The sequence below is a fragment of the Neochlamydia sp. EPS4 genome (genome assembly GCF_000813665.1).
Taxonomy (GTDB): domain Bacteria; phylum Chlamydiota; class Chlamydiia; order Chlamydiales; family Parachlamydiaceae; genus Neochlamydia.
The window spans coordinates 1-12,704 of sequence record NZ_JSDQ01000096.1 but is presented as its reverse complement, the minus strand read 5'-3'; the positions used below and the strand labels follow the sequence as shown (position 1 = coordinate 12,704).

The following is a 12,704-nucleotide window of genomic DNA, read 5'->3' as shown; positions in this document are numbered from 1 at the left end:
TTATTTAAGATGATTTTGAGAGAAAAGGGGGTTAAAGATGAGCAATACATACCTTAGCGATTTATCAGAGCGTGAATGGGAAGCCATTAAAATTCACTTTGAAGTAGATTACAGCAGAGAAAGCAGACCAATTAAACATACAAAAGAAAACTATTGGAAGCTGTTTTCTATGTCTTAAAAACCGGTTGCCAGTGGCATTATCTACCCAAAGGCTTTCGTCATTGGAAAACGGTTAACACTTACTTTAAGAAGTGGAAAGATACACATTTGTTTGAGAAAATTAATCATCATTTAAGGAGAAAATTAAGAGTTATAATGGGAAAGAACCCCGATCCTACCGCTGCCATCTTCGATAGCCAGTCAGTTAAAACAGTAGAAAGGGGGGGGGGCTCACAGGTTATGATGGAGCTAAAAAGGTTAAGGGGCGTAAAAGGCACATTGTAAGGGATACGCGAGGTTTTATATTAACATGCTATGTAGGAGCTGCTGACGAAAACGAGCGAGCGGCCTTAATTAAGCTGTTAGACAAATGCAAAAGCCTATTTTCAACCATTACCAAGGTTTAGGCGGATATGAGCTATCAAGGCACTGTATTAAAGCAGACCTGCCAAGATAAATATAAGATTGACTTTGAGATCGTTAAAAAGCCTCCTCGTAGATGTTGGGTACACGAGGATAAAATAGAAAAGTTTTTAAAAACCATTGATTTAAGCTTTAAAGTCCTGCCCAAAAGGTGGATTGTAGAAAGGACTTTTGCATGGATGGAGCGTAATCAAAGAACTTCTAAAGAGCATGAGTACCTAATAACTACGAGTGAAAATTGGATTTATCTATCGATGATTAGATGGATGTTAAGGCGAATTGATAAGTTAAAAGAGGGAGTTTTAAGATATCCTCTTAAATATTTCTTATGAGGAAGATAAGAGTAAAGTTCGTAAAGACCCCGGCTTGGAAAATTTCTCTGTTTTGAATAGATGTACGATGAACCTACTAAAAGCTGGTACAAAAACAAAAAGCAGAGATCAGGGATAAGAGGGCAAAAGCTAGATGGGATCGAGATTACATGATGGAAATGCTAAATGGTAAATAAAATTTTCATGCAATTTCCCTGAAGGGAATGGTAAAAATTTAGCTATAAATTAGTTTAGGCATAAAATCAAGGTAATCCCCTGAAGTTAAAATGTAACGAATCTGATTTTTTTCACCAAATAAGGGCAGATGTTTTTTCACATTATGTAAATGACCGAAGAGGCAGGTGTTGACATGATATTTTTCTAATAGCTGGGACACGGCTGAGTCTTTGAGGTCGGCACTAATAGGGGGGTAATGAGTCATGGCTATACGAATGGAAGCTTGAGGATTAAGATTTTTTAGACTACTTTCTAGGCGCTGTAATTCGCGTTGAAAAATCTTTTCAGATTCTGCAACCTTATCACTTTTTTCTAGCAAAATTTTTGCGTAAGGGTTTTCTTTAAATTCTATATAAGCATTAAAATTATAAGCGCTACTGTCCCATAGTCTACTACCGCCAATAGAATATCCTTCCCAATGAAAGGCATTGTTTTGGATAAGATGGATAGATGGAGGGAGAATTTTTTCTATTTTAGTAAGAGACCTCCACCAATAATCATGATTCCCTTTGATCATCACTTTGGTGCCAGGAAGTTCATGAATCCATTTTAAATCTATAACAGCATCTTCTAGTTGGATGGCCCATGAAATATCGCCTGGAAGAAGAACCAAATCAGAGGGTTGAATACAATTAAGCCAATTCTTTTTAATTTTCTCTGTATAATTTATCCAAGGCTCTCCGAAGACATCCATTTTTTTCTCAGGCGTGCCAAAAGCAAGGTGTAAATCAGCTAGAGCCCAAACTGCCATTAAAATTACTTAAAGTTATAGGGTAAAACCATCGGGAATGCAGGCCCCGCGAGGAACAATAATAATGCCATCGCGTATAAAAATTTCATTACTGTTATAATGAGTGAGCTTATCTGCATTATTTAAACAGACATTATTGCCGATACAGGCATGTTTGTCAATGATCGCTCGTTCAATCAAGCAATTTTGCCCAATTTGATAATTTTTTGATGTTTGATTGTCTTGCATGGGGGAACGATAATGATCATTACCGAGAATGTAACAATCTTTGATGACAGTGCCTGTGCCTACTTGAGTACGAGGCCCTAAGATACTATGAAAAACTTCTTTAGCTTCGATTACAGAGCCTTCACAAATAATAGATTGTTGTACTTTTGTATTGTAAATTTTAGCAGCAGGAAGATTTAAACTATTAGTGACTAGCAGATGTTTTTCGTCATACCAATTAAACTCTGGCTTATCTTCCGTAAGGGCTAGATTGGCATGATAGTAGGATTCAATGGTTCCAATATCTTCCCAATAGCCATCATAGAGATAGGCAGCAGCGTTGCCATTTTTAATAATGTTGGGAATTAAATGTTTTCCAAAATCTTCACGCATATCGGTAAGAAGAAGTTTTAAAAGAGCTTTTCTTTTAAATAGATAGATACCCATTGATCCTAGGCAAGCGCCATCTTTATTATTTTTAAGGTGAAATTTTTTAAGGGTACTTTCGCTAACTTTAAACGTTTTTATTTGTTCTTTATCTGTAGGTTTTTCTACAAATTCGGTAATACGTTCATTATGATCAATTTTTAGGATTCCAAAGCGGCTAGCTTGATTCTCTTCGATAGGTAGGGTAGCAATGACCACATCTGCATTGGTCCGTTGCGCAACTTGCATCATTTTTTTGTAGTCCATCTGGTACAGTTGGTCTCCGGATAGTATTAAAAAATAATCGATAGGAACATCGGTTAAATATTCAAGGTTTTGGCGAATAGCATCGGCTGTTCCTTGGAACCAGGCTTTAGTATGAGGTTTTTCTTCTACTGACAAAACTTCCACAAAGCCAGCCGAGAACGTGCCTGGTCGATAAGTTTTAAAAATATGATCGTGTAAGGTTTTAGAAAGAAACTGGGTAACAATAAATATTTTATGGCAACCAGAATGAATAGAATTAGACATGGGCACATCAATAAGGCGATATTTACCTCCAAAAGTAACGGCAGGTTTACAATCAGAACGTGTAAGAGGGTAAAGACGAGAGCCTTGCCCTCCGCCTAAGATAATGGTTGCTACACGGCTCATATCACATGAGAGTTCAGCAGGCGTATGATGGATTTTCGGATGTTGCCCTAAATGATTTGCTTGTAAAGTGGCCATATTATTTCTCCTAAAAGTGACTTAACCGCACTTTAAATAAAGAGTATAATTACATCAAGAAATCAATTTAATTTTGAAGAGTTAAGCCTTTTCACACTGCCCTGAAGGCGATAATTGAGGAAATATTTTTATTTAGATTAAAGGATTTTTTTCAATTTCAGGAGCCTTGCAGCAAATGTTCATCCTAGCTTCGCTCCCTCTCTTTTTGAAGATAGGGTTTCCTGCATGCAAGTAGCTTGACAGGCGTTTAAAGGTTCAAAAGTGCTGACTCATTCCTAAAAAAGTAAGGAATTATAACGATGAAATAGTACGCTTGAAAAAAATTCGTAAACAACAGCATTTGAGGATACAAACTAGCTTTTTTCTAACCTCCAATAAGGAGGATAGCTGAGGGGAGAGAAAAAAATATTGAGGGAGGGGAAAACCCTGCGGGTAGTTCCTTATCCTCCTTTGAGGAATTAAGCGCCATGGCAAAAAAGGAAGCTTGGACTAGCGATAGCGCACCCCATGAAGAACAGTAGCCGTGGCGCTGGAAAAAGAGAGAGCTTACCAGGTAGGAAAATCATTCAAGCTATTGTATACCTGTCTTTTACATATATTTATAATGCTACAATTGTCATCTTTAAAAAAGAAAATAGAAAGTTTGTAATCATTGAAAGAAAAGAGACTCCCAAATGCTTGAGAAAAAAAAAAGCATTTTTGGCATGGGTAAAAAAAGCCTACAGACCTTACAAGCCGCTTATTATGTTTTTTTTTAAGGAATCTTCAATTCACCTTAAAAAGGGCTTGGCAAAAGCTTGACTTTGCCCGGAGCGTAATTTACGCCGCTGCCGTTAGATAACCTTAAAATCTTGTCATTAGCATTATAAAGCCGATCTAGAGAAATCACAAGCATTTAAAAAAGTTGTTAATATGTTACAAAAGGAATAAAGGCCAGCTGATTCATTTTATGGATTTATTTATTGAGCAAAATCTGCTAAGATCTGCGGTTAGCACTTAAAGAAAATAATTTTCTTAATAGCACTGTGGTTCGGACTATAATTAACAAGTACTGACATATCTAAGTGGAATCGACTAGTTTTTTAGCTTATAAAAATTTAATACGTATCTTTGTTATTCTTTTATTAGGAATCTTGCTGCTCATCGGGATCCGAGCTGGTTGCTTTTTCTCAAAACATTTATCAAGCTCTCAAAGCATAGTTATCGCACGCCATATCAATTGGAATGATTTTGACTTTACTGGCAAAGAACTGAACGTCCAAGCTTTTGCTGAAGAGCTAGTGCTTGCTGCTGGTAAAGAAGCAAATTTACGTATTCAATTTGTTCCTGCTAACCCTAATACTCTTTTAGAAGATCTTAGGGCGGGAAACTATGATGCCGTTTTTACTTTTATGGTACCTAATAGCCTTAATCGCCAAACCTATATTTTTTCCCATCCTTTATATGAATTAGGGTCCGTCCTTGTCGTGGACGAAAAATCTGAAGCTCATCGCTTAGAGGATATGGACGGTAAAATTGTTGGTATCATTGCGGGAACTTCTTCCATTTATGACGTATCCCGTTATCCTTCTATTATCTTGGTAACCTATGAGAGCATGAACGCAGCTTTAGAAAATCTTAAAAACGACAGAATAGATGGTGTCATTATGGATATATGGCATGCCCAAATGATGATTCATAGTTTTTATGACAATAAGCTAAAAATAGCCACAGCGCCTTTATCTCATCAAGGCCTTCGTTTAGTATCCTTAGGTCGTCCTAAATCCGAAGAATTTATTAAATTTTTTAACGAGGGGCTAGCTCGCGTTAAAGAAAAAGGTTTGTATAAGCAGCTTATACAAAAATGGGGCCTTTATGATAGCCCCTAAATTTAAAGAGCAAAATAGTAAAAGCATTATATGAATGAGAAATGGCTAACGTCCATACTGCCTATATTCATGTTCTACTCTTCTTAATATTTCAGGATCAGTAGGACAAGGGCTTAAGCCCCAAATTTTTTCGCAGTAATTTTTAATGGAAACATCCGTAGAAAATTTGCCCATCCCTGCTATATTGTGAATCGCATACTCTGCCCAAAGCAAAGGATTATCGTAAAGAAGCTCTACTTTTTTTTGTGTTTCAAAATAGCTTTCTAGATCCTTTAAAATAAAATAATGATCGGCTCCTGACCCATAAAAACCTTCTAGAAGTATTTGAAATATTCCATTAAAAGCTTGATGTTCTTGCTCATTATTAGCAAACGTATGATCTCGCAAGGTATTTAAGGCTGCTTGGATGGAAGTGTTTTTGTTATAAATTTCTTTAGGATTGTAAGAATGCTCGAATTGCATTTTTTCTATCTCAGCCCTCGAAGCACCAAAGGCAAAAGGCCACCATTTCTCAGTAATAGATTCTTTCATTTCTATATTTGCCCCATCATCTGTGCCTATGGTTAAAGCTCCATTGATTGCCAATTTCATGTTACCTGTACCAGAAGCTTCCGTACCGGCTGTAGAGATTTGTTCGGATAGATCGGTAGCAGGAATAATGATAGCAGCTCGCGAAACGTTATAATTTTCAATAAACACGACTTTCAAAAAACCTTCTACGGCAGGATCATGGTTGATCTTGCGGGCGACAGCATTAATGAGAAGAATAATATTCTTGGCCAGATCATAGGAGGCGGCAGCTTTTCCTGCAAATATGCATACTCTTTTTATCCTTTGATGTTGAGGATTTTTTAAGATTTCTTGGTAGGTCATAATGATATTTAAGATGTTCATCAATTGACGTTTATATTCATGAATACGCTTAATTTGAACATCAAAAATAGCATCGGCTTCAATCAGGGGAGAGGGCATAACTAGTTCGCCTTTTTCATTGCGCTGCCTATTATTTTCATTAAGAAATTCTATTAACTGCTGTTTGTTTCTTTTTTTGATAGCCAAAAATTCTTCTTGGCTAGCCTGCTCGCTAGCAAAGCTAGCCAGCTCTCCTATACTGGCAAAGTCCGTGATCCAGCCATCTCCAATGCGTTTAGTAATAAATTTAGAAAGCTCAGGATTGCATTCTAATAGCCAACGACGCTGAGTGACTCCATTGGTAACGTTAAAAAACTTTTCAGGAAACATCTCATAAAAATCTTTAAAAACTCGAGTTCTTAAAATTTCTGAGTGAATTTCTGAGACCCCATTGACTGAATGGGAGCCGATAACGGAAAGATTTGCCATGCGAATGCTTTGATTTTCTATGATAGACATGCGTCTTACTTTATCTTCATCACGAGGATACTTACTACGCACGGTATTACAAAATTCTTGGTTTAGCCTTTCAATAATCCGTAATTGTCTAGGCAACAGGTAGTTAAATAGATCTTTATCCCATACTTCCAGGGCTTCGCTAAGTACAGTATGGTTGGTGTATCCGGTACAGGCTTGTGTCATTTCTACAGCTGTTCTCCAAGGTAAGTCATGTTCTTGGATAAGCATGCGAATGAGCTCTGGAATTACCATGGCCGGGTGAGTATCATTAATTTGTATACGTACTTTATCAGCAAACGAGCGAAAGTTTTGATGATGAGCCAGATAATGACGAACAATATCTTGTAATGAGGCAGAAACAAGCAAAAACTCTTGCTTTAAGCGTACTCTTTTACCTGTTTCGTGATGATCGCTAGGATATAATACGTCTGTTAAAGCGGAATTTTCAGCTGCTTGGTCCAAGCGACCGGCATTATAGCGTTGTAGCTGGAAATTACGAGGAGATTCTTTAGTCGTCCATAAACGTAAAGTTACGACAGAGTATTTATTATCTTTGGCATACCCTACGATAGGATAATCGTAAGGAAGAGCCTGCACTTCTTCAAAGTCTTTTAGTTGGTAAATATCATCGCCATGAATATTATGTAGAGCAGTAGTATTTCCACAATATTTAACATGCACACGGCGAGTATCGCGGCGAAATTCCCAAGGATTACCACTAATCAGCCAGCAATCAGGGGCTTCCACCTGAGCACCATTCCAAAGTTGTTGCTCAAAAATTCCATATTGATACCTTAGCCCATAAGCTTGAGCCGGATAATTCAAAGTAGCCAATGAATCTAAGAAACAGGAAGCAAGGCGTCCTAAGCCTCCATTCCCTAAACCAGGATCGGCTTCATGGTAGATAATTTCGTTGTAGGAGCGATTTAGTTTTTGCAGTACAGCTTGTACAATTTCTAAGGCTCTGAAATTGGTGACCCCATTATTTAAAATCCGTCCGGGCAGATACTCCATAGAAAGATAGTAGAGCATGCGGGTATCTTGCCTATTTTGTGTTCGGACCCCTGCTAACCAACGGATCATTACCTCTTCTCGAAGAGCATAGGAAAGGGCGTTATAAATTTCATCTGCATGAGCATCTTCAGCAATTCTACCGACGGTCGTAATCAGGTAGTGCTTGGTTTTATTTACAAGATTATCGACGATAGTATCTGTATCAATAGAGGCTGTCATAATGGATCTCCTTGGCTAATTTTAGCGTATATATTATCAACTTATTTTTTGATAAGTCTTTTGCAAAAATATTTACGCCTGCCCTGTAAAGTAAGGCTTACAGCTTTCTAGAATAAATTTTTCTAAGTCTTTAGTGTGAACGGATAACCACCTCTTTTCCCCTTAAGATTAGTCTTTAAAATAAAAATATTTTTAATGTTTTTTAGATTTTACAGGCTTGAATCTAGAGCTAAAATCTGATGAGTTTGCCTTTTATTAAAAAAGAGTAGAGAAAATAAATGGAATAAGCCTGGGGTCTTCAAGTTGCTTTCTCTTTCTTAAGGTATAAGCCTCTTTTTATTAAAAGCTTAAAGGGAAAAGGCGCTTTTTTTCTTTTTCTTCTTTATAGATCGTAAAAATATAACTTTTGTTTAAATTATTTCACCGACACTCCTACTAGGTCTTTGCATAAGTTAGAATCTTCCATTGGCTACTCCGTCTCTTAAAGTTAATTAAAATTAGCTAATAAGGTGGCTAAATAAATATTTAGATCCTCCTTAAGCTTTTTTTCATTTTTCTTAAAAAAATTTCTTTTCCTCCTTTAAAGCATAGAAGCTTAAGGGAAATTTATTCTTTCTAGATCTCTTTTAACTTTCCCCATTCAAAAAGCTTTTTAATCCTCTCCTCAAGTAGTTGGCATGAAACCTGCATTATCCAAAGGCAAATTGCTAAAAATCTAATTTCTAATAGGAAAGAGGAGAGTCTTATGAGTCATCCTATAGGCCCCCATTCTTCTTCGTCTTCTGAGCCCTTGCAAATAAAGAGCTTAAAAAGACCTAGAGAAGTTGACGAGAAAGGAAAAGAGAAGCAATTAGACGAAAGAGTAAGTACAATTTTTGTAAATCGAGTTAAGGAAGAAATTGAGGCACATCCGCAGTTTAAAGCTCATTTTTATAACTACCTGCAAATGGAAGAAGGGGATAGTGAGTCTTTGGCAATATTTCAATTTGCTAAAGAAACTTTTTCTTTGCAACTCAGGCCTGCAGGCCCTTTAGATAGCAACCCTGCCACTAACCGTCAAGTTGTCCTCAATACCGATAAATTTATTCCTAGCTTAACAAGGACGGCTGCGCAAGAGGATTGGCTTAAATTTTCTCATCTTCAACAGCTGATAGGCAAGATGGATAAATACAACAATAAAAAAGATGAGATCCCAGCCAGCGAATTTTCCTCTGCTGTGAAGATGCATGCTGAAACGCGCTTGCTGCTTTTTTTTCATCTATCTGTCGCTTTCTTCAAATCCAAAAGTAAAATTGAGCCGCGTGGAGCAAAATTTCAACTCTATCAGGGTTCTGAAGCGCAGGGTACGGAGGCTTGCCATCATTCATTATTTCCAGAAATTAAAGACAATTACTTAGAAAAATTAAAACAAGAGGCTCTTGAAGCTGTGCGCCAGGAAAGAAAGGGAAGAGAAAATATTTCACCTACTTTAATCTTAAAATTATTGGCTCTTGGCATTCCTGGAGAAGCTCTTCAAGAAACTTTAAAGCAAATTATAGATAAGGAGAGGGGAGCTGAAGAGGGCATTAACAAATTATGGGATGAATTTTTTCCCGAGCGCCCTTCCTTATTTAATGAAAGAAGTAAGTTTTACTATTTAAATAATCATACCATAATAGCTCCGGCCACCCTTAATAGAGTGGATGATATCATTGAAAAAAATGTTCGGGAATCGGCCAGAAATAAATTACAAGAGATATCATCAGGAAAAGGCTGGAAGCCGATAGCGGCTACAGTGTACGTAGGTCAAAAAATTGAAGAAGTACTGAAGCAAAGCCTACAGCAGACCGATGAAAAACTAAACATGCTTAGAGATTTAGAACAAAGCGTACGAGCATTTGATAAGCTTCTTTTTACAAATAATCGCTACTCAACAGCTGAACTGCATGCTTCTCTGGCTGAAAAGTTCCTCCATTGTAGTGAAATAGATAATATAATTTCGCATATTCAAGAGTTGTTAGAAAGAATATCTAGCTTAGAGGATTCTCATTCCCTTCCCCTTATCCTTCCTAATTTAGATAGAACACAAGCAAGGCTTGCAGAATTTCCTCAGAATTTCCAAACATTAAAGGATGAATATGCAATTTATCAACAGCATGAAAAAGAAATTTATGGCCCAATAGACGAAAAAATTCAGCGTTTTGAGCAAGCAGTACAGCAGAAAAAAGAGGTAATTGAAAAAATTGCAAACAAGCGTGAGAAATATAAACTTACAATAGATGATGATTGGATTCTTTCATCGAACCAATCTTCATCAGATTTTGCCCGAGTAGAAAGAAAGCATAAAAGCTATCAACAAATGTCTAAAGAGCTAGAGAAAGCTCAGGGAAAATTCAATGCAGATAAGAAAGGACTTTCAGCTTTGCGGAAGAAAAGAGCTCTCTTATCTCATCCTGGAGACGAGCAAATGCTGAGGCTCTCTCAACGCTATTCATCAGATATAAAGAACCATTTTGGCTCTTCAATTTCTTTACCCATTGATCCCTCTTCTTTCACCAAGCTTGAAGAATCCAGACATTTTATAGATGCTCAACTTCAAGCAACCTCACAACTCACTGAGACGCTTAGCCAAGAGATAAAGCAAGGAAAATATTCCTCTTATCGTTCTTATGAGCAGTTGCAATCTATTTTAATTAGCCAAACGCTTCAGACAGGCAAATAGTTTCCCTAAACATAGGGAGGAGCCACTAAAATAGGCTCCTTTCCTTGCAAATGAGCAAAGTCCCATAGATGCAGCCATCCATGTTCATCACAAAAGACTAGTTTGCGGCAATCGTAGCTAGCATGAATAATATTAGAATTTAACCATGGATATGTGTTAGGCAGGAAGGGCAATATTATTCCACCACATTTTATAGCTGGAGTATGCTGATAAAGTTCAAAACTCTTGAATTCAGGATGAAAAGTAGAGGCGAGGAAATGGTTTTCATCTAAAGCAAGAAAGCGCACAGGCGCTACGCCGCCTATGTTTGATTGAGTTAAAAAATTTCCATCATCAACATTATAAAATAAAACAAAACCTATACTTAGCCCTACTGCTAAGCGCTTGCCATCATAACTAGAGCTTGTTAGAATTGATTTCTTGTCCCAACATTTTTCCACAGGTCGTGTTTCCAAGGTAAACTCTATTTTCTTTTTTCCATTAGAAGCATCCCATATATGACATCTTCTTTGTAAATCATTTTCGCATAAAATAATGACTCGCGCTTCATCAAACTGACAGAGTTCTTGATTAAGAGGGGACTTAAAGTTGCCTTCCAATGCCATAAGGCTGCTGGAGAAAGAGCTCTCTAGATTATTAATAAAATAAAGGCTGCCATCTAGACAGTGGATTAAGGCTTGATTATCTCGGCAGAGAATAAAATTGATTGGTGCCAAGGTAGTCTTGTAGCAGCTTAATCCTGTGCGTACATCCACAATTTTAAATTGCGTGTGATGAGAAGTAACTAAAAATAAATGATTTTGAGCAAAGTAAGCATTTTCAAAGTTTCCAAGGTAACATAGAGAAGTTGTAGGAAAAGCCTCATTAACTTTCCAACGATAGAGCTGCCCTTCTTGCGTCACTTGAATAATATGGCCTTCTTGATAATGAATCAGACGAGAACTTTCCTCTTTCACATTATCATACACTAGCTGACAACTTTTTTCGCCCAAGTGATAGATTTGCGCTGTACCTGCTGTAGCTTTTATAAAAGCAAATTGTTTTTCTCTTTTAAGCGCAAGAATTTTTCCTGAGAAATTAGGTAATTTGTAGATAGTTTGTTTACATTTATTTTTCGAATATTCGCCTTTCGTTAGTCTCATCGTTTGCGACATCTGCACTCTTTTCTTACAGATTTTTCGCCAGTTTTTTCCTGGAGAAGAAGAGCGGCTAAGGTTTTTCCAGCGTCGTTGGCAAATAGGCCGCCATAAAGAAGGATCGTGCGCCATTCGTTGCCAATGTTTGTTAACAAGGGCTGCAATAGGTAACTCTTTTTCATCTAGAAGGCTAAGAATTTTTAATTGTACTTCTTCAGGTATTCTTATATGAGGAATTAGGGAAAGGGAGGTCATGGTATTTACCATAAATTTAAATTTAAATTATTTATTATAAAATTTTAATAATTTATGTATTAAAATTCAATGTTATGTTTTAAATATTAATTGAGTTATGCCCCATCTATTGCCTTTCTGAAGAAAAAGCATGTATGGTAAAAGGTCACGGGGTAGGCCCCCCTTTAGATGTGATTCTACGGGTATCTGCAAAGCCAAAAATGCTTGCAAATAGCTGTCTTTTCTATTTGCTGTACTTTCTGATTTGCATTCCCTACTGATTATCAGGAGTTTAAGCAATTCTACTTCTCGTGACCGCTTGCCATTTATAGCCTATGGCCGATTGTATCTGAAATAAGCTTTGCCACAAATTACTTTGTAAGCTGTAGCTAATTAATTAACTCACCTTACGCAGGCATAAAACTCCTGTGTAAATTTTGCAGTTCATGATAGGCCATCTGATGGGCTTTAAGAATTAACTTATATTTTAAAGCAAAGTGGTTGAGTGAGGTGTTAATTTTAAGAAATTCAAGTTTGCAGTAAGCGATAAGAGATGAAAAAATATGATTTCTTTGAGAGCGAGCAATTTTGGTGGGTGATTTTTCAAGGCTAGTATTTTGCTTTATTGATTTGTGATACTCCTCTATGCGCCACCTTTTGTGGTAGATTTCATAGATTCGGTCAGCCTCTTGATTTAGGTCGTTAGTTACAATGTGGAGAACCCCTGTAGAACCGTCTTTGTTTTTAAAGAACTTTGTGATTAAAGCTACGGGGAAGGCTAATTCTTTAAGCCAAACTATCCTTTTATCTCCATATTTGAAATTAAACGTATTTAAATTTTGATACTGGCCTTTTTTTCTTTCTTCATCAGAGAAAGCAATTAATCGATTAGATTTTATGCCAAATATAAACATTTTC

The 12,704-nt window shown here is 36.9% G+C and carries 7 protein-coding genes; 2 read left to right on the top strand and 5 right to left on the bottom strand.

Annotated elements, in window-relative coordinates:
- Positions 1 to 1,128: 1,128 nt before the first annotated feature.
- The gene (locus DB42_RS09515) at positions 1,129 to 1,881 is read right to left on the bottom strand and encodes a metallophosphoesterase (RefSeq protein WP_044882757.1); all 753 of its coding nucleotides are present in this window, start codon (positions 1,879 to 1,881) and stop codon (positions 1,129 to 1,131) included.
- 15 nt (positions 1,882 to 1,896) lie between these two features.
- Complete coding sequence (glgC, locus tag DB42_RS09510) at positions 1,897 to 3,243, bottom strand: glucose-1-phosphate adenylyltransferase (protein ID WP_052436113.1); 1,347 nt, start codon at positions 3,241 to 3,243, stop codon at positions 1,897 to 1,899.
- Positions 3,244 to 4,307: 1,064 nt separating this feature from the next.
- Between glgC and DB42_RS09500 the strand changes: the two genes are divergently transcribed.
- A complete protein-coding gene (locus DB42_RS09500) occupies positions 4,308 to 5,111 on the top strand; it encodes an ABC transporter substrate-binding protein (protein WP_044882755.1) in 804 nt (267 codons plus the stop codon).
- A 45-nt stretch (positions 5,112 to 5,156) separates the two neighbouring features.
- Here the strand turns inward: DB42_RS09500 and glgP are convergent, their stop codons facing one another.
- A complete protein-coding gene (glgP, locus tag DB42_RS09495) occupies positions 5,157 to 7,715 on the bottom strand; it encodes a glycogen/starch/alpha-glucan family phosphorylase (RefSeq protein ID WP_044882754.1) in 2,559 nt (852 codons plus the stop codon).
- A gap of 745 nt (positions 7,716 to 8,460) precedes the next feature.
- Between glgP and DB42_RS09490 the strand changes: the two genes are divergently transcribed.
- Complete coding sequence (locus DB42_RS09490; protein ID WP_044882753.1) at positions 8,461 to 10,416, top strand: hypothetical protein; 1,956 nt, start codon at positions 8,461 to 8,463, stop codon at positions 10,414 to 10,416.
- Positions 10,417 to 10,421: 5 nt separating this feature from the next.
- Here the strand turns inward: DB42_RS09490 and DB42_RS09485 are convergent, their stop codons facing one another.
- On the bottom strand, positions 10,422 to 11,807 hold the full coding sequence (locus DB42_RS09485) for an F-box protein (protein WP_044882752.1): 1,386 nt from the start codon (positions 11,805 to 11,807) through the stop codon (positions 10,422 to 10,424).
- A gap of 386 nt (positions 11,808 to 12,193) precedes the next feature.
- Positions 12,194 to 12,704: transposase (locus DB42_RS09480; protein WP_044882751.1), on the bottom strand; the 511-nt coding region annotated here is incomplete at its 5' end.

Coding starts and splice junctions, on each gene's coding strand:
- DB42_RS09515 (WP_044882757.1), bottom strand. CDS start 1,881: ATGGCAGTTTGGGCTCTAGCTGATTTACACCTTGCTTTTGGCACGCCT.
- glgC (WP_052436113.1), bottom strand. CDS start 3,243: ATGGCCACTTTACAAGCAAATCATTTAGGGCAACATCCGAAAATCCAT.
- glgP (WP_044882754.1), bottom strand. CDS start 7,715: ATGACAGCCTCTATTGATACAGATACTATCGTCGATAATCTTGTAAAT.
- DB42_RS09490 (WP_044882753.1), top strand. CDS start 8,461: ATGAGTCATCCTATAGGCCCCCATTCTTCTTCGTCTTCTGAGCCCTTG.
- DB42_RS09485 (WP_044882752.1), bottom strand. CDS start 11,807: ATGACCTCCCTTTCCCTAATTCCTCATATAAGAATACCTGAAGAAGTA.